The following is a 15,459-nucleotide window of genomic DNA, read 5'->3' as shown; positions in this document are numbered from 1 at the left end:
GGCCAGCGAGAATAGCCGCATGTTTCACGCTTATGGCCTCTACACCCATATTCAGGCGAACCGGCTGCGCTCGCTGCTGCTGCTCGCGGGATTCGTCGTGCTGCTGCTGGCGCTGCTGTTCGCCGTGGCGCTGCTGTTCGAGGCGTCGCAGGACGGAACGCTGCCGCAGATCATGGCGCGCGCGCTGCGCGATCTCGAGCATGGCTGGCCCATCGCCTTCGTCGCCGCCGGGCTCTGGTTCGCCATCGCCTATTTCTTCCACCAAAGACTGATCGACGCCGCCACCGGCGCCGGCGACGTTTCGCGCGAGGACGCGCCGCGGCTCTATAATCTCCTGGAGAATCTTTGCATCTCGCGCGGCATTCCCATGCCCGCTCTCAAGATCATCGAGGATGGGGCGCTCAACGCCTACGCCTCCGGCGTGAGGGAGGGGCATTACGCCGTCACCGTCACCCGCGGGCTGCTGGAGACGTTGGACGATGTCGAGATCGAGGCGGTGATCGGCCATGAGCTGACGCATATTCGCAATCGCGACGTGCAGCTGATGGTGGTGGCCGCGATCTTCGCCGGAATATTCGCCTTCGCGGGCGATCTTCTCTTCCGCAATTGGGGCTTTCGCTTGTCGCCCAAGCGCACGGCAGAGGAAGGGCGCGACCGCGGCGGGGCGAGCGGCGCCGGCCTCGCCATAATCATCGCGCTCGCCATCATCGCGCTGAGCTGGGGGCTGTCGGTGCTGATCCGCTTCGCCATCTCGCGCTCGCGCGAATTTCTCGCCGACGCCGGCTCGGTGGAGCTCACCAAAAATCCCGATGCGATGATCTCGGCGCTGCGCAAGATCGAGTCGAACGCGATCATTCCCGATATGCCCTCGCGTATGGGCGCGTTCTTTATCGAGAGCCCGACGCGCAAGGCGCGCGCGCTGTTCTCGACGCATCCTTCCGTCGATGATCGCGTCGCCGCTCTGGTGCGCTACGCCGGCGGCCGCGACATGTCGAAGCTGGAGCCGCCGCCGCCGATCGAGGATCACGGCCCCTGGGAAGCGCAGCCGGCGCCGGTCCCTGGCGCGCCGGGCTTTCTGCCGCAGGACGGCCGCAGCCCGCTCGATCCGCCATCGCATGGGCCGTGGGGGTGAGTAGCGAGAGCCGCTCTATCGCTTCGGCAAAATCCGCTTCCGACGGACAGAGCGCTCGATGATCGGAGAGGCGTTTCCACCTCCCCCTCGAGGGGGGAGGTCGAGCGCCGAAGGCGATCGGGAGGGGGTGAACGCCCGAGTCTTCTTCGCCTAACCCCACCCCGGACCGCTTCACGGTCCGACCCTCCCCCTACAGGGGAGGGTGAGCGCGCCCGTTTGCCTTGGTCGGGGAGGGTCTACACGCGCCGCGCCAGAAACGCCGCCGCCTCGCGCAGCGACGCGCGCGCTTCCGGCATGAAGGCGGCGCCCAATTGCCAGCCATGCGGGACGAGCGGGAAAATCTTCAGCTCCACTGATGTTCCCGCCGCTGCGGCGCGCTCGGCGAGGCGGCGCGAATCGTCGAGCAGCAGCTCATCCTCGCCCACATGCAGCAGGAGCGGGGGCAGGCCGGAGAGATCGCCGAGGAGCGGCGACGCCTCCGGGTCGCGCGCGCTCGCCTCGCCGAGATATTGCCGCGCGGCGAGCCGCAAGGCGCGCCGCGTGAAGATCGGGTCCTTGCCCTCATTGTCGCGCGTCGAGGCGCCGCTCGTGGAAAGATCGGTCCAGGGCGAGAACAGCGCCGCCGCGCTGGGGAGCGGCAGGCCGCGCGCGCGCAGCCGCAGCATCAGGGCGAGCGCCAATCCGCCGCCGGCCGAATCTCCGGCGAGCGCCAAAGGTCCGCGTGCGGCGAGGCGCTCATAGGCGGCGCTCACATCGTCGAGCGCGGCGGGAAAACGATGCTCGGGCGCCAGCCGATAGGCGGGGGTGAAGACATTAAATCCGGCCTTCGCGAAAAAGCGCGCGGTCGAGCGATAGAGGCGCGGCGCGCCGGCCATATAGGCGCCGCCATGCAAATAGAGCAGCGTGGCCTTTGGCGCGCGCGCTCTGATCCATTCGCCGGGACTATCCGGGTCGGCTTCGGCGGCGCCGGCGGGCGGCCAGGGAAAGCGCAGATTCAGCGCTCGCACGGCGGCGTCTGGTTCTCCCTCGCCGCAGATGCGCGGGCGCAGGAAGCGGCGCAGATAAGCGCGCGCGAGATGCGCCGAAAGGCTCGCCATGACGGCCTATTTCGCGGCCGGCGGAGCGGCGGGCTTTTCGGCCGGAGGAATGGTCGTCTCCAGCAGCGCGTCGAGCTTTTCGTCCACGAGGCCGGCGGCCTTGGCGCGGCTGTTCCACAGCATGGCCTCGGAATGATTCTTCTCGACGCCGAGCCCTTCGGCCAGCAAGCGCGCCAGGCGGTTTTGCGCCACCACATTGCCGGCGGCGGAGGCCTGCCGCAGCAGCTTCACCGCATGGGCGCGGTCGCGCGCGACGCCGGCGCCGTTGAATTCCATGATCGCGAATTCCACCATGGCCGCGGTATGGCCGGCCTCGGAGGCCTTGCGCAGCCAATTGCCGGCCTCGGCCGGATCGGCGGCGACGCCGCGGCCGCTCTTGTAGAGAAGCGCCAGCGCATAAGCGGCGTCGGAATTGTCCAGCTCGGCGGCGCGGCGGAAATAGGCCTGCGCCTTGGCGAAGTCCGGCTCCTTGCCGTCATTCTCGAGCCAGAGCTCGCCCAAAAGCTCGAGCGCCGCCGGATGTCTCTCCGCCTTCTCGAGATAGGTTTGGGCCAGCGCGCGGTCCTTGGGGATGTCGCGGCCGGTGAGCGCCGCCGCGCCGAAGAAATAGGCGGCGTCCTTGCCGCCGGAGTCGGCGGCGCGGCGGAACCATTGCATCGCCTTGGCGCGGTCGCGCGCGACGCCCTGCCCGTCGAGATAGAGCCGACCGATCAGCGTGAGGGCGGCGGCGTCCCTGGGATTTGCGGCGAGGCGCTTTTGCGCTTCGCCCATGGCGGCGACATAATCCCCGCGCTGATAGGCGCCGAAGGCGAGATCGGCGGCCGGCGGCGCCGGCTCGGCCGCGAGGGCCGGGGAGGCGAGCAGGAGAAGAGCGAAAGCGAGGCGTTTGCTCATTTCGCCGCCTCTCGGACGAGCCGCGCCGCGTCGCGCATGGCTTCTGCCGGGCCGCGGGGATCGTCCCACACTGCGGCGTCCAGGCTCACGAATTCCGCGCCGGCGGCGGAGAGCGGGCCGACCTCGGCGAGGCTATGCGCCAGCGCCACGCAGGGCGTGTTGAAAATCTCCGCCCACCAGGCGACGCGCTCGGCGGTCCATTGGAGAGTGGGCGGCGCGCCGTCCTCGCCTATATCGCCGAAGACGAGATAATCGGCGCCCGCCTCGCCGGCGCGCATGGCCTCGTCGCGCGAGGCGAGAACGCCGACCCCGACGATGAAATCGGGCGAAAGCCGTTTGATCGCCGTGGCGAGGCGCTTCTCGTCATAGGGAAGATGCAGCCCATCCGCGCCGCAGCGCGAGACCGCCTCCGGCTCGCCCTCGATGATGAGCGCGACGCCTGCCGGCTGCGCTATGGCCGCGACCGCGCTTATCGCGCGTTCGGCCGCCGCAGGGGTCATAGTCTCGAGGCGCAGCAGCAGGCTCGCGACCTCGGCGGCCGCCAGCGCGGCGGCAAGGCTCGGCAGAAAGGGCTCGATCTCGGCGAGGCGGGGCGTCGCCAGATAGAGGCGGGCGAAATCTTCGGACTGATCTTGCGGCATCGCTTCTCGTTCGGTCGTGTTTTCTTCACGCGAACTGGTTCCCGCCGCGCTCGAAAACACTCTAGAGCCGGGCGGCGGCCGACTCAAATCGGCGCGAATCGGCGCCGTTGTATGGCGCCGCGAAGCGGATTATGCGACTGGGGCGCAAGAATCGCATGAACGGCGAAACGCATGAGCGACGAGACGGCATGAGCGGCCCGCGCATATTGATCGTCGACGATGAGCCGCAAATGCTGCGCGTGCTGCGGCCGGCGCTGGCGGCGAGCGGCTATGAGACGCTGGAGGCCGCAACCGGCCGCGAGGCGCTGAAGGCGATCGCCGCCTCTGCGCCGGACGCCGTGCTGCTCGATCTCGGCCTGCCGGACATGGACGGCAAGGAGGCGCTGCGGCAGGCGCGCGCCTTTTCGCAAGTGCCGATCCTCATTCTCTCGGCGCGCGAGCGCGAGGCGGAGAAGATCGCCGCGCTCGACGCCGGCGCCGACGATTATGTGGAAAAGCCCTTCTCGATCGGCGAATTGCTGGCGCGGCTGCGCGCGGCGCTGCGGCATGGCGCGAAGACCGTGGCCGAGGCCGCCGAGATAGAGAGCGGCGGGCTGCGCGTCGATCTCGCGCGGCGGCGGGTGACGAAGAACGGCGTCGCCGTGAAGCTGACGCCCAAGGAATATGAGCTATTGGCGACGCTCGCGCGTCACGCGGACCGGCTGCTGACTCATCGCCAGATTCTGACGGCGGTTTGGGGTCCGGCGCATGGCGAGGACACGCAATATTTGCGCGTCTTCATCGGCCAGCTGCGCGCCAAGATCGAGGATGACGCCTCGGCGCCGGCGATCCTTCTGACGGAGCCGGGGGTCGGCTATCGTTTCGTGAAGCTCTGATCGTTCAGCGCGCCTTGCGGCAGACGATGCGGAGCGCCTGGCCCTTGGCGAGGCCGGTTTCGGACTCGACTGGAACGAAGCGGCAGCGGTCCTGCGCATGCTCGGCGACGGCGAAGGCGGCGGGCTCGGCCACAGGCGCGGCGCTGCGCGAGAGGAAGGCCTTGGCGCCGGCGAGGGCGACGGTCGCGCCCAGAATGACGAAGGCGATTTTGATCGCGGAGCCGGTCTCGACGGGGCGCGAGGCGAATTCGGAAACGGCGAAGGTCATTGTCTCATCCTCGGTTCGTGTCGTGGGCGGCGCGCCCTGCGTATGAGGCGAGTTGTAAGGGAGCGGCGTCCTCGGCGTTTGTGCGCGAGGACACAGATCAATAGGCCTTGCGGCAGACCCAGCGCGTAACCTGGCCGCGCACGCCATAGCCTTCGTCGATCTCGACGACGACGGGACGGCAGACGCTCTGCGTGGCGTCGGCGGCGGCGAAGCTCGCCGGCTCGGCGATGGAGGCGACCGGCGCGGTCGGCGGCACGGGGGCGGCGACGCTCTGCGCCAGAATGGCCTTGGCGCCGGCGAGCGCGACGGTCGCGCCGAGGATCACGAAAGCCATGCGCATGGCGGCGTCGGTGCGGACAGGGCGCGAAGCGAATTCGGTAACGGCGAAAGTCATTGTTTTCTCTCCCTCAGCGCGTCGTCGGCGTCATGTCCGGCGAACAATGCTGTTGTAGGAGAGCGGCGCCCGCGTGTTTGTGCTTAGGCGCACAGGGGAGAGGCGCTCGACGGCCGCGCCGCGTCATTGACTTCTCGATCGCCGCTCGCTCAACTCGCTCGGCTTTCGAGAGACAAGGGATTGCGCCGAATGCGTTACACAAAAATCATTGCGATTTGCGTCGCCCTATCGGCGACGGCGGCGGCCGGCGAGGAGGCGATGGTCTTCGGCCCGCGGCAATTCGAGGCGGACCGCAGCGGCGCCGGAGCGGTGCTCTGCGCCTGGTCGATCTATTTGACCGTGCAGCATTATGCGAATGCGTGCGGCGTGGCTCGCAACGCGGCGGACGACGCCATCGACGAAGCGATCAAAGCGATCGACGAATTCATTCTCGCAAATTCTTCTCTTCATCCGACGCGCGCGGCGCTCGAGGCGTTCAAGCGCCGCGCCGCGCAATCGGAGGCGGCTTCGGCGCGCAAATTCTGCGAGAATCGCGATCTCGAGCCGTTCCGCAGCATCACGCCGCAGGCGTTGCGCGAATCGGTGAGCCGGCTGCTCGCGGTTCCGCGCGAGCCGGTGGTGAATCCCTGCCTGTGAGCGAAATCCGCTCGCCTTTCGTCATATCGGATCGCTGACGCCCCACACCGGCGAGCGATCGCCGTCGAAGGGCGTGAGATTGAGGCAATAGCGGGCGAGGATCACGCCGTCGCGACGGGCGGAAAGGGGCTCGCCGCGCGGAAAATCGCGATCGGGCGATGCTCGCCCGATGTGTCGCAGAGCTCGAGACGATATTCGACGCGGTCGGCGCCGCTCACCCGCCCACCACCGTGGTGATCACCTGCCCCTCACGGGCGAGCGTGATCTTCCAATAATAATGGCGGTTGATCGTCGCCCGCTCGAGGTCGCGGGTGGTGGCGATCTTCTCGTCATTGACGACGAGAATCACGTCGGCCTTTTGCAGATTGAGCTGCGCGGCGACCGATTGCGGGTCGATCTCCGCGACGACGACGCCATTGACCGCGCCCTGCACGGAGAATTCCTCCAGCACGGCCGGGGAGATGTTGACGACCGTCGCGCCGGCGAAGGGCGAGGGGCCTTTCAGCTTCACCGCATCGCGCGCCGGAACTTCGGGAGCGGCGGAGAGCTTCAAAGGCACGGCGATGGTCTTGCCGGCGCGCAGCACGCCCAGCGTCGCTTGTCCGCCGAGCGGCTTGGTGGCGAGGCGATAGCCGAGCGCCTCTGGATCGTCGGCCGATTGGCCGTCCACGGTGACGATGACGTCGCCGCGCTTCAGCCCTGCGTCGAGCGCCGGGCCTTTGGGGTAGAGATCGGCGACCAGCGCGCCGGCGGGGCGCTGGAGGCCGAGGCTGTCGGAAATCTCCTTGGAGAGATTTTGCAGCGTCGCGCCGAGCCAGGGGCGCTTGACCTGCTTGCCGCCGCCCTTGGCCGCCGCCACGACGATCTTGACCATATTGACGGGAATCGCGAAGCCGATGCCGACCGAGCCGCCCGATTTGGAGAAGATCGCCGAATTTATGCCGACGACGCGTCCGGCCATGTCGACGAGCGGGCCGCCGGAATTGCCGGGATTGATGGAGGCGTCGGTCTGGATGAAGAAGCCATAGTCGGAAATGCCGACCTGCGTGCGCGCCAGCGCCGAGACGATGCCCTGCGTCACCGTCTGCCCGACGCCGAAAGGATTGCCGATGGCGAGCGCCAGATCGCCCACCTCGAGCGCGTCCGAATCGCCGAGCTCCATGGTGGGGTAGTTCGCGGCCTCGGTCAGCTTCAGCACGGCGAGATCGGTGCGCGGATCGCGCAGCAGGATTTTCGCCGGTATCTCGCGCTTGTCGGAGAGCGAGACCTTCACATCGGTCATGCCCTCGATGACGTGATTATTGGTGACGACGAGGCCCGAGGCGTCGACGATGACGCCGGAGCCGAGCGATTGCGCCGTCGGCCCGCGCTGGCCGCCGCCTCCGCCGCCCTCGCCGAAGAAGCGGCGGAAGATCGGATCGTCGAAGAAAGGATTGGCCGGCCGCTGCTCGACGCGCGTCGCGAAGACATTGACGACGGCGGGCGTCGCCTTTTTCACGATGGGCGCGAAGGACAAGATCACATCGGCGCGCGACTGCGGCAGGGCGCGCTCCTGCTGAGGCGCGAGCAGGGCCTCCGCCAGCGCCGCCGGAGCGGCGAGCGTGAGCATGGCGAGAGCCGCAATGAATTGGCGCCGAAGAAAAATCATCGATCGTCCTCTCGGGGTGCGATTCGTGGGGCGAGATTCGTTCGCGCATATTAGCCCGAAAAGCGTCAGACTCGTGGAATTCGCATGAGCGCGTAGGGGCGGCGCTCAGCCGAGGGCGTGTGCGAGATAAATGGTGTGGCGGGGATCGCCCTCGGCGCCGCGGGCGGCGATCTCCTCGGCGCGGAAGGAGAAGCGCGTTTCCTCGAGGCGTTCTTCGAAGCGCGGCGACGGATCGGCGGACCAGACGGCCAGCACGCCCGCAGGGGCGAGGGCGCGCCGCATCTTGCGCAGGCCGCGCGCGGAGAAGAGCGCGGAATTAATGTCGCAGAGCACCGCCTCCGGGCCATTGTCTATGTCGAGGAGGATAGCGTCATAGGCGCCCGCTTCCGCCTCCATCAGCGCGGCGACGTCTCCCTCCAGCAATTGGACGCGGGCGTCGTCCAGCGGTCGGCCGGCCAGCGGCGCGAGGGGGCCGCGGTTCCAGGCGATGATCTCGGGGAGCAGCTCGGCGACGATGATTCGGGCATTTTGCGGCGCGGCGTCGAGCGCGGCGCGAAGGGTGAAGCCCATGCCGAGGCCGCCGACCAGAATGCGCGGCGCGCCTGCGCTCGGCTCGGCGAGGGCGAGCCGGGCCAGCGCCTCCTCCGAGCGATGGGCGCGGTTGGACATGAGGTCATAGCCGTTGCAGCGGATTTCATAGACGCCGCCGCGCTGGCGCAGCAGCAGCTCATCGCCCGCGCCGGTGCGGGCGCGGGAGAGCTCTTCCCAAGGCTCGAGGATCACGCTTCCGGGTCCGGCGGGCGTCCCACGCGGCCGAGATGGGTGTCGCCGAAGGCTGTTCCATATTTGAGGCCGAAGCCGAGCATCCGGTCGAAGCCGATATGCGCAATGTGAATCAGCGCGATCGAGATCATCAGCCCCTGGTCGAGATAAACGCCGGCGCCGAGCACGGCGAAGGGGATGATGGTCGTATGAGCGGTATTATAGGCGATGGCGCCGATGCGCGGGCCGGCGAGATAGAAAGCCATCGACAGATCGGGGAAGAGGAACAGCCAGGCCAAGAGGCGCCAAGGCCGAAATAAGCGAAAAGGGCGGCCGACATCAGCGCCGCCCCTTCTAATCTCAACAGGAGCTTCGGTCCGCCGAGAACGCTTCCGCTCGCGGGGCCGGAGAGCATCGGCGTTACGCCGCTTCTTCCGTCGCCGTCTGGACGGGGCCGGAATCCTGGCCCTTGGCGTCCACGTCGCGGTCGACGAACTCGATCACGGCGAGCGGGGCGTTGTCGCCATAGCGGAAGCCCGCCTTCAGCACGCGCGTGTAGCCGCCATTGCGCTCTTTGTAGCGCGGGCCGAGCACGTCGAAGAGCTTTCTGACCAGATCGACGTCGCGCAGGCGGGAGATGGCCTGACGGCGGGCGTGGAGGTCGCCGCGCTTGCCGAGCGTCACCAGCTTCTCGACGATGGGGCGAAGATCCTTGGCCTTGGGCAGAGTCGTGACGATCTGCTCATGCTTGATGAGCGCCTGGGCCATGTTGACGAACATCGCCTGACGATGCTCGTGGGTGCGGCCGAAGCGGCGCTTCTTGTTACGATGATACATTTGGCGTCTCCGTTATTTTAGCGGCCGCCGTGCCAAGGAACGGCCGTCGTAAGGAGTGATTAGCGCGTAGCGAATAGCGAGTAGAAAATTCTATTCGCTACTCGCTATTTCGCTATTCGCTCAATAATGCTCTTCGAATCTCTTGGCGAGATCGTCGATGTTCTCCGGCGGCCAGCCGGGCACTTCCATGCCGAGGTGCAGGCCCATTTGCGCCAGCACTTCCTTGATCTCGTTCAAGGACTTGCGGCCGAAGTTCGGGGTGCGGAGCATTTCCGCCTCCGACTTCTGGATGAGGTCGCCGATATAGACGATATTGTCGTTCTTCAGGCAGTTGGCCGAGCGTACCGAGAGCTCTAGCTCGTCTACCTTCTTCAGCAGCGCCGGGTTGAAGGCGAGCTGCGGGATGGACGGGGCGGCCTCCTCGCGGCGCGGCTCCTCGAAGTTCACGAACACCGACAGCTGGTCCTGCAGAATGCGCGCCGCATAGGCGAGCGAATCTTCCGGCGAGATCGCGCCATTGGTCTCGATCGTCAGCGTCAGCTTGTCCTTGTCGAGCTCCTGGCCCTCGCGGGTGTTCTCGACGCGATAGCTCACCTTCTTGACCGGCGAATAGAGGCTGTCGATCGGGATGAGGCCGATCGGCGCGTCCTCGGCGCGATTGCGGTCGGCCGGGACATAGCCCTTGCCGGTCGCGATGGTGAATTCGACGCGGAACTCGGCGCCCTCGTCCAGCGTGCAGATGACGAGATCGGGATTGAGGATCTGCAGATCGCCGGTGGCCTGGATGTCGCCGGCGGTGACCGGCCCCGGACCCTGCTTCTTCAGCGTCAGGCGCTTCACGCCCTCGCCGCTGTATTTGATGGCGATGTCCTTGATGTTGAGGACGATGTCGGTGACGTCCTCACGCACGCCGGGGATCGACGAGAATTCGTGCAGCACGCCGTCGATGTGGATCGAGGTGATCGCCGCGCCCTGCAGGGAGGAGAGCAGAATGCGACGCAGCGCATTGCCCAACGTCAAGCCGAAGCCGCGCTCGAGCGGCGAAGCGACGGCCACCGCGATGCGGCGCGGATCGTAACCCGCCGTCACCTCGAGCTTGCTGGGCTTGATGAGTTCCTGCCAGTTCTTCTGGATGCTCACTGTGGCGCCTTTCCTTCAGCTCTCGGCCGGGTCCCGCGCGCCTGCGGCGCGAGACCCCGTCGCAATTCGTCTCGATGAAATAGGTCTCGTCAGACGCGGCGGCGCTTGCGCGGGCGGCAGCCATTGTGCGGAATGGGCGTCACGTCGCGGATCGAGGTCACGGTGAAGCCCGCGGCCTGCAGCGCGCGCAGCGCCGATTCACGACCGGAGCCCGGCCCGGAAACCTCGACCTCGAGGGTGCGAACGCCATGCTCGCCAGCCTTGCGGGCCGCGTCCTCGGCGGCCATCTGCGCGGCGTAGGGCGTCGATTTGCGGGAGCCCTTGAAGCCCATCGTGCCGGCGGACGACCAGGACACAGTGTTGCCCTGCGCGTCGGTGATGGTGATCATCGTGTTGTTGAACGTCGAATTCACATGCGCGACGCCGGAAACGATGTTCTTGCGCTCCCTGCGGCGAACGCGGGTGGTCTCTTTTGCCATAGTCTCTTTCTCGTCCTTCGGACGCGCCCGTAATGCCGGGCGCTAGGGCTCGATGCGGGCGGAAGCGCTCGTCGCTCCGCGCCCAGGTGATCGTCGCGGGGCGAGCCCGCGACACGTCGTTCGGATTACTTCTTCTTGCCGGCGATCGGCTTCGCCTTGCCCTTGCGGGTGCGGGCGTTGGTGTGGGTGCGCTGGCCGCGCACCGGCAGCTGGCGACGATGGCGCAGGCCGCGATAGCAGCCGAGGTCCATCAGGCGCTTGATGTTGATCGCCACCTCGCGGCGAAGGTCGCCTTCGACCAGATAGTCGCGGTCGATCGTCTCGCGGATCTGCAGCACTTCGGCGTCGGTCAGCTGGGCGACGCGACGCTCGGCGGGGATGTTCACCTTCTCGATGATCTCCTGCGCCTTTTTCGGCCCGATTCCATGGATATACTGCAGAGCGATGACGACGCGCTTGTTGGTCGGAATGTTGACGCCGGCTATACGGGCCATTTTCTCGTCTCTCCATGTGAGGGCGAACTTTGTTCGCCGATTAGACCCGCGTCCGGTGGAGGCCGGCCCCTGCGGGCTTTTTATACGACGACGGCTCCGTTCCCGCTGAGGAACGGAGCGCGAGGCCGAAGTGGTGAAGGTGGGGTTCCTAGGCGAAAGCCGTCGACCCGTCAAGGCGCCTGGCCCGCTGGTCGGTCACTTTTCCTCACTATATTCCTCGAGCTCGAGCCACATGGCGTTGATGACGCCGAATGCGCAGGCGAGTCCGAGGCCGAGAATCCAGGAAAAATACCACATGGCGGTGTCCTTCGCGCGATAGGGGAAATTGCGGTCAGTAGGGATAATTGTCCTTGTCCCCCACGCTCGCCTCCGTCACCTGCCCGCGCAGCGCATGATAGATCCAGGCCGTGTAGGCGAGCACGATCGGCAGGAAGACGACGACGGCCCCCAGCATCAGCGTCAATGTGTGGCGGCTCGAGGAGGCGTCCCACAGGGTGAGGCTGTGATTGGGATCGAGCGAGGAGGGCAGCAGAAAGGGAAAGAGGGTGAAGCCCGCCGTGGCGATGACGCCCGCGGTGGCGAGGCTCGAGCCGATGAAGGCCACGATCGGCGCCGAGAGGGCGAGCGCCAGCACGGCGACGATGACGCCGAAATAAGTCAGGGCGGGCGCGGCCAGCGTCCAGGGGCGCGCTTCATAGGCGGCCCGCCAGGCGCCGGCCTCGCGTGCGACGGTCTTGGCCAGAGGATTGGAGGGGCCGGAGGGATCGACGGCGCTCGTCAGCACATAGCCGTCGATATTCTGCGCGCCCCAATAGCCGGCGTAGGTGAAGGCGGCGAGCAGCACGATCGCCGCCAGCCAGCCGGCCAGCTTGGCGCGAAAGGCGACCGGGCCTTGCGTCTTGGCGGCGAGCCAGGCGGCGCCCTGCAGCGTGATCATGGCGAGGCTGACGAGGCCCGCGAGCAGAGCGAAGGGCGTCAGCAGGCCGAAGAGATTGCCCTCGTAGACGACGTTCATCTCATCGTCGAAGCGGAAGGGCGCGCCGAGCAGGACATTGCCGAAGGCGACGCCGAAGAGAAGCGCCGGCACAAAGCCGGAGGCGAAGAAAATCCAGTCCCAGGCGCGCCGCCAGCCAGGCGTCTCCACCTTGCTGCGATAGACGATCGCCGCCGGCCGCAGAATGAGGCCGAGCAGGACGAGGAACATCGCCAGATAGAAGCCCGAGAAGGAGACGGCGTAGAGCGCCGGAAAGGCGGCGAAGATCGCGCCGCCGCCGAGAATCAGCCAGACCTGATTGCCTTCCCACACCGGGCCGATGACATTGAGCGTCTGCCGGCGCTCGCCGTCTCTGCGGGCGACGAAGGGATGCAGCACGGCGACGCCGAGATCGAAGCCGTCGGCGATCGCAAATCCGATGAGCAGCGTTCCGAGCAAGGCCCACCAGACGAGCCGCAGAATTCCGTAATCGATCATGTCGGGAATCTCCTCGATGAGGATTTCATGTCGAGACGATTGGAAGCCGGCGCCGTTCCCTCACTCCGTCGATGGCCCCCTCCCTCACCCTCCCCCGCTTCGCGGGAGAGGGGGCGGCGACGTTTCGCGAAGCTTCGATGAAGCGCTGGATCTGCTCCCTCTCCCGCGGAGCGGGGGAGGGCTGGGGAGGGGGCTGATCGCCTCACGCGACCAGGAAGGGCCGCTCCGGCGCCTCACGCGGGAAGGGCTCGATGGTCGGGCCGAGGCGGATATATTTCAGCATCAGCCACACTTCGACGATGGCCAGCGCGCTGTAGAACAGCACGAAGCCGCCGAGGCTCAGCAGAACATTATAGGCCGGCACATTGGACGCGCCGAGGAAGGTCGGCAGCACGCTGTCGATGATCCAGGGCTGGCGGCCATATTCGGCGACGATCCAGCCGAGCTCGGCCGCGATCCAGGGTAGAGGCAGGCTGTAGAAGGCGAGCTTCAAGAGCCAGGGATTGTCTCTGAGGCGACGCCGGCTGGCGACGAGGAAGGCCGCCGCGAACAGGAAGATGAAATAAAAGCCCAGCGCCACCATGATACGGAAGGCCCAGAACAGCACCGGCACATTGGGGATGGTGGTGAGCGCCGCCTCATGCACCTGCTCATTGGTGGCGTTTTCGATATCGGGCCGGAACCGCTTCAAGAGCAGCGAATGGCCGAGGTCCTCGAAGGCCGGCAGCAGCTCGGCGGGGATGGCGGCGTTGGGTCCGTCGGGACGCGCGGCGAGCCATTCATAGGCGGGCATTCCGGCGCGAATGCGCGTCTCCGATTTCTCGACCAGCGATTTTATGCCCTCGACCGGCGTGTCCAGCGAGCGCGTCGCGATGAGGCCGAGGAGATAGGGCACCTCGACCTTCAAATGCGTCGTCTGCTGCTTCACATCGGGAATGCCGAAGAGGGTGAAGGAGGCCGGCGCCGGCTCCGTCTCCCACATGGCCTCGATCGCCGCGATCTTCATTTTCTGGTTGAAGCTCGCCGTATAGCCGCTCTCGTCGCCGAGCACGACGACGGAGAGCGCCGAGGCGAGGCCGAAGCTCGCCGCCACATTGGCGGAGCGCCGCGCGATCTCGCGATGCTGGCGGTCATAGAGCAGATAATAGGCTGAGATGGAGAGCACGAACATCGCGCCGGTCACATAGCCGGCGCTGACGGTGTGCACGAATTTCGATTGCGCGACGGGGTTGAAGAACACTTCCGAGAAGGAGGTGAGCTCCATGCGCAAGGTCTGGGGATTGAACGCCGCCCCCACCGGATTGAGCATCCAGCTATTGGCGATGAGAATCCACAGCGCCGAAAAATTGGCGCCGAGGGCGACCAGCCAGGTGACGGTGAGATGCGCCACCGGGCTCAGCCGGTTCCAGCCGAAAAAGAAGAGGCCGACGAAGGAGGCCTCGAGGAAAAAGGCCATCAGCCCTTCGATCGCCAGCGGCGCCCCGAAAATATCGCCCACATAATGCGAGTAGTAGGACCAATTGGTTCCGAACTGGAACTCCATGGTGATGCCGGTGGCGACGCCCATCGCGAAATTGATTCCGAACAGCGTGCCCCAGAATTTGACCGCGTCGCGCCATATGGTGCGGCCGGTCATCACGAAGACGCTCTCCATTATGGCGAGGAGAATCGAAAGGCCGAGCGTCAGCGGCACGAAGAGGAAGTGGTAGAGGGCAGTCAGAGCGAATTGCAGTCTTGAAAGCGTCACCACGTCGAGTTCGAACATCATGCGCTCCTGAAAGGATTGTCAGCCGCGGTCCCGAGCGAAGAGCTTTTCCGCCATGACGGCCGGCGAGACATGCGGCCGCTCCGAGGCGGGAAAGAAGAGGAAATAGAGCAGGGCGAGGGCCGCGGTCTTGAGAGCGAGGGCGATGGCGATCTCTCGCCCGAGCCGATGCGTCGCCGAATGGGCCGACATGCGATTCTCCCCGCCCGAAGCGCCGGGCCGGGGGACACTATCCCCGAACGGCCTCGCCTTCATGACCGCGAAAGTCCTTAAAGCCCGTACGTGATCGCCGAAGGCTCCGGTCTCGCCATAAAAAGCACATGGCGGCCCCCGTAAGAAGGCTCGAAATGTCGCTGCGCGATTATGTCGCCGTCCCGCGAGGGGCGCCCCTCGAGAGAAATCCCGCAGTCGACTTCTTGACTTTGGCCGGCGCGTGCCTTATTCGGCGCCTCTCGCTAGCGCAATGCGTTGCGCCGCGCTCGCGGGGGAGTAGCTCAGTTGGTTAGAGCGCCGGCCTGTCACGCCGGAGGTCGCGGGTTCGAGCCCCGTCTCTCTCGCCATTTCGAATCCGTCGCCTTCATAGCGTCGTGGCCCTGGCCATGGACCGAAGCTCGTCGATTGATTCTGGCCGTGCCTGCGCCTATTCTATGAGCATGACCTCACCCGCGATCACCTTCGATCGTCTCGCCTATATCGACCGGCTGAAAGAGGCCGGCTTCGACGATAAGCAGGCGCGCGCTCAGGCCGATGCGCTGGACGCGGCGCTGCGCGATTCGGTCGCCACCAAGGCCGACCTCAAAGAGCTGGCCGGCGAGCTGCGCACGGAAATGGCCAATCTAAAGGTCGATATTCTCCGCTGGCTCGTCGTCACGCAGATCGCGCTCGGCGGCGTCATTCTCGCCGCTGTCAAATTCGTGAAGTGAGCG

The 15,459-nt window shown here is 66.4% G+C and carries 19 protein-coding genes, 1 tRNA gene and 1 pseudogene; 5 read left to right on the top strand and 16 right to left on the bottom strand.

All coding sequences use genetic code 11. The annotated features are described in order from the left end of the window. Positions 1-19: 19 nt before the first annotated feature. On the top strand, positions 20-1,132 hold the full coding sequence (locus EDE12_RS02040; protein WP_026599853.1) for a M48 family metallopeptidase: 1,113 nt from the start codon (positions 20-22) through the stop codon (positions 1,130-1,132). Positions 1,133-1,368: 236 nt separating this feature from the next. Here EDE12_RS02040 and EDE12_RS02035 read toward each other — a convergent pair whose 3' ends face one another. Genes EDE12_RS02035 through EDE12_RS02025 form a run of 3 tightly spaced genes read right to left on the bottom strand, consistent with a single transcriptional unit; the run spans position 1,369 to position 3,764 of the window. Further along, entirely contained in the window at positions 1,369-2,229 is an 861-nt protein-coding gene (locus EDE12_RS02035) for an alpha/beta hydrolase (protein ID WP_026599854.1), read from the bottom strand. Positions 2,230-2,235: 6 nt separating this feature from the next. Then, on the bottom strand, positions 2,236-3,123 hold the full coding sequence (locus EDE12_RS02030; RefSeq protein WP_026599855.1) for a tetratricopeptide repeat protein: 888 nt from the start codon (positions 3,121-3,123) through the stop codon (positions 2,236-2,238). Next, complete coding sequence (locus EDE12_RS02025) at positions 3,120-3,764, bottom strand: thiamine phosphate synthase (protein ID WP_024878245.1); 645 nt, start codon at positions 3,762-3,764, stop codon at positions 3,120-3,122. Before EDE12_RS02025 ends, EDE12_RS02030 begins: the two co-directional genes overlap by 4 nt. Before the next feature lie 188 nt (positions 3,765-3,952). Here EDE12_RS02025 and EDE12_RS02020 point away from each other — a divergent pair, with 188 nt between their 5' ends. Next, positions 3,953-4,639: a response regulator transcription factor gene (locus EDE12_RS02020; protein ID WP_024878246.1), complete on the top strand. Its 687-nt coding sequence runs from the start codon at positions 3,953-3,955 to the stop codon at positions 4,637-4,639. A gap of 4 nt (positions 4,640-4,643) precedes the next feature. Here EDE12_RS02020 and EDE12_RS02015 read toward each other — a convergent pair whose 3' ends face one another. Continuing rightward, positions 4,644-4,907 (bottom strand): hypothetical protein, encoded by a 264-nt coding sequence (locus tag EDE12_RS02015; protein WP_026599856.1) that lies wholly within the window; start codon positions 4,905-4,907, stop codon positions 4,644-4,646. A gap of 97 nt (positions 4,908-5,004) precedes the next feature. Beyond that, positions 5,005-5,301, bottom strand: a complete 297-nt coding sequence (locus EDE12_RS02010; RefSeq protein ID WP_026599857.1) for a hypothetical protein — start codon at positions 5,299-5,301, stop codon at positions 5,005-5,007. A 189-nt stretch (positions 5,302-5,490) separates the two neighbouring features. Between EDE12_RS02010 and EDE12_RS02005 the strand changes: the two genes are divergently transcribed. Next, positions 5,491-5,937, top strand: coding sequence for a hypothetical protein (locus EDE12_RS02005; RefSeq protein WP_026599858.1), 447 nt, complete (start codon positions 5,491-5,493; stop codon positions 5,935-5,937). A 214-nt stretch (positions 5,938-6,151) separates the two neighbouring features. Here the strand turns inward: EDE12_RS02005 and EDE12_RS01995 are convergent, their stop codons facing one another. The 11 genes and pseudogenes from EDE12_RS01995 to cydP all read right to left on the bottom strand — a co-directional run bounded on the left by EDE12_RS01995 (position 6,152) and on the right by cydP (position 14,725). Continuing rightward, positions 6,152-7,585, bottom strand: coding sequence for a Do family serine endopeptidase (locus EDE12_RS01995; protein ID WP_026599859.1), 1,434 nt, complete (start codon positions 7,583-7,585; stop codon positions 6,152-6,154). Positions 7,586-7,690: 105 nt separating this feature from the next. After that, entirely contained in the window at positions 7,691-8,368 is a 678-nt protein-coding gene (locus EDE12_RS01990; RefSeq protein WP_026599860.1) for a hypothetical protein, read from the bottom strand. Next, positions 8,365-8,762, bottom strand: a pseudogene (locus EDE12_RS01985) (DUF4260 domain-containing protein). Before EDE12_RS01985 ends, EDE12_RS01990 begins: the two are co-directional and overlap by 4 nt. Before the next feature lie 5 nt (positions 8,763-8,767). Then, complete coding sequence (gene rplQ, locus EDE12_RS01980; RefSeq protein ID WP_024878253.1) at positions 8,768-9,184, bottom strand: 50S ribosomal protein L17; 417 nt, start codon at positions 9,182-9,184, stop codon at positions 8,768-8,770. Positions 9,185-9,304: 120 nt separating this feature from the next. Continuing rightward, complete coding sequence (locus tag EDE12_RS01975) at positions 9,305-10,324, bottom strand: DNA-directed RNA polymerase subunit alpha (protein ID WP_024878254.1); 1,020 nt, start codon at positions 10,322-10,324, stop codon at positions 9,305-9,307. An 89-nt stretch (positions 10,325-10,413) separates the two neighbouring features. Next, a complete protein-coding gene (gene rpsK, locus EDE12_RS01970) occupies positions 10,414-10,803 on the bottom strand; it encodes a 30S ribosomal protein S11 (protein WP_018267194.1) in 390 nt (129 codons plus the stop codon). 125 nt (positions 10,804-10,928) lie between these two features. Continuing rightward, positions 10,929-11,297 (bottom strand): 30S ribosomal protein S13, encoded by a 369-nt coding sequence (rpsM, locus tag EDE12_RS01965; RefSeq protein WP_018267193.1) that lies wholly within the window; start codon positions 11,295-11,297, stop codon positions 10,929-10,931. A gap of 195 nt (positions 11,298-11,492) precedes the next feature. Then, complete coding sequence (gene cydX / locus EDE12_RS01960) at positions 11,493-11,594, bottom strand: cytochrome bd-I oxidase subunit CydX (RefSeq protein ID WP_024878255.1); 102 nt, start codon at positions 11,592-11,594, stop codon at positions 11,493-11,495. 34 nt (positions 11,595-11,628) lie between these two features. Then, positions 11,629-12,768: a cytochrome d ubiquinol oxidase subunit II gene (gene cydB / locus EDE12_RS01955; RefSeq protein WP_026599861.1), complete on the bottom strand. Its 1,140-nt coding sequence runs from the start codon at positions 12,766-12,768 to the stop codon at positions 11,629-11,631. Positions 12,769-12,970: 202 nt separating this feature from the next. After that, entirely contained in the window at positions 12,971-14,533 is a 1,563-nt protein-coding gene (locus tag EDE12_RS01950) for a cytochrome ubiquinol oxidase subunit I (RefSeq protein WP_084768650.1), read from the bottom strand. A 21-nt stretch (positions 14,534-14,554) separates the two neighbouring features. Continuing rightward, complete coding sequence (cydP, locus tag EDE12_RS01945; RefSeq protein WP_134187967.1) at positions 14,555-14,725, bottom strand: cytochrome oxidase putative small subunit CydP; 171 nt, start codon at positions 14,723-14,725, stop codon at positions 14,555-14,557. Positions 14,726-15,016: 291 nt separating this feature from the next. Between cydP and EDE12_RS01940 the strand changes: the two genes are divergently transcribed. Together EDE12_RS01940 and EDE12_RS01935 are read left to right on the top strand one after the other, a co-directional pair. Further along, positions 15,017-15,093, top strand: a tRNA-Asp gene (locus EDE12_RS01940). A 93-nt stretch (positions 15,094-15,186) separates the two neighbouring features. Beyond that, complete coding sequence (locus tag EDE12_RS01935) at positions 15,187-15,456, top strand: hypothetical protein (RefSeq protein ID WP_036296052.1); 270 nt, start codon at positions 15,187-15,189, stop codon at positions 15,454-15,456. Positions 15,457-15,459: the final 3 nt, after the last annotated feature.

It is taken from the genome of Methylosinus sp. sav-2 (assembly GCF_004366495.1).
Lineage (GTDB): Bacteria > Pseudomonadota > Alphaproteobacteria > Rhizobiales > Beijerinckiaceae > Methylosinus.
The sequence above is the reverse complement of the archived record's forward strand: the minus strand, read 5'-3'. Positions and strand labels throughout refer to the sequence as shown.

What these genes read in the sequence shown, in the direction of transcription:
- EDE12_RS02040 (WP_026599853.1), top strand. Translation starts at nt 20, where the DNA reads ATGTTTCACGCTTATGGCCTCTACACCCATATTCAGGCGAACCGGCTG.
- EDE12_RS02035 (WP_026599854.1), bottom strand. Translation starts at nt 2,229, where the DNA reads ATGGCGAGCCTTTCGGCGCATCTCGCGCGCGCTTATCTGCGCCGCTTC.
- EDE12_RS02030 (WP_026599855.1), bottom strand. Translation starts at nt 3,123, where the DNA reads ATGAGCAAACGCCTCGCTTTCGCTCTTCTCCTGCTCGCCTCCCCGGCC.
- EDE12_RS02025 (WP_024878245.1), bottom strand. Translation starts at nt 3,764, where the DNA reads ATGCCGCAAGATCAGTCCGAAGATTTCGCCCGCCTCTATCTGGCGACG.
- EDE12_RS02020 (WP_024878246.1), top strand. Translation starts at nt 3,953, where the DNA reads ATGAGCGGCCCGCGCATATTGATCGTCGACGATGAGCCGCAAATGCTG.
- EDE12_RS02015 (WP_026599856.1), bottom strand. Translation starts at nt 4,907, where the DNA reads ATGACCTTCGCCGTTTCCGAATTCGCCTCGCGCCCCGTCGAGACCGGC.
- EDE12_RS02010 (WP_026599857.1), bottom strand. Translation starts at nt 5,301, where the DNA reads ATGACTTTCGCCGTTACCGAATTCGCTTCGCGCCCTGTCCGCACCGAC.
- EDE12_RS02005 (WP_026599858.1), top strand. Translation starts at nt 5,491, where the DNA reads ATGCGTTACACAAAAATCATTGCGATTTGCGTCGCCCTATCGGCGACG.
- EDE12_RS01995 (WP_026599859.1), bottom strand. Translation starts at nt 7,585, where the DNA reads ATGATTTTTCTTCGGCGCCAATTCATTGCGGCTCTCGCCATGCTCACG.
- rplQ (WP_024878253.1), bottom strand. Translation starts at nt 9,184, where the DNA reads ATGTATCATCGTAACAAGAAGCGCCGCTTCGGCCGCACCCACGAGCAT.
- rpsK (WP_018267194.1), bottom strand. Translation starts at nt 10,803, where the DNA reads ATGGCAAAAGAGACCACCCGCGTTCGCCGCAGGGAGCGCAAGAACATC.
- rpsM (WP_018267193.1), bottom strand. Translation starts at nt 11,297, where the DNA reads ATGGCCCGTATAGCCGGCGTCAACATTCCGACCAACAAGCGCGTCGTC.
- cydX (WP_024878255.1), bottom strand. Translation starts at nt 11,594, where the DNA reads ATGTGGTATTTTTCCTGGATTCTCGGCCTCGGACTCGCCTGCGCATTC.
- cydB (WP_026599861.1), bottom strand. Translation starts at nt 12,768, where the DNA reads ATGATCGATTACGGAATTCTGCGGCTCGTCTGGTGGGCCTTGCTCGGA.
- EDE12_RS01950 (WP_084768650.1), bottom strand. Translation starts at nt 14,533, where the DNA reads ATGTTCGAACTCGACGTGGTGACGCTTTCAAGACTGCAATTCGCTCTG.
- cydP (WP_134187967.1), bottom strand. Translation starts at nt 14,725, where the DNA reads ATGTCGGCCCATTCGGCGACGCATCGGCTCGGGCGAGAGATCGCCATC.
- EDE12_RS01935 (WP_036296052.1), top strand. Translation starts at nt 15,187, where the DNA reads ATGACCTCACCCGCGATCACCTTCGATCGTCTCGCCTATATCGACCGG.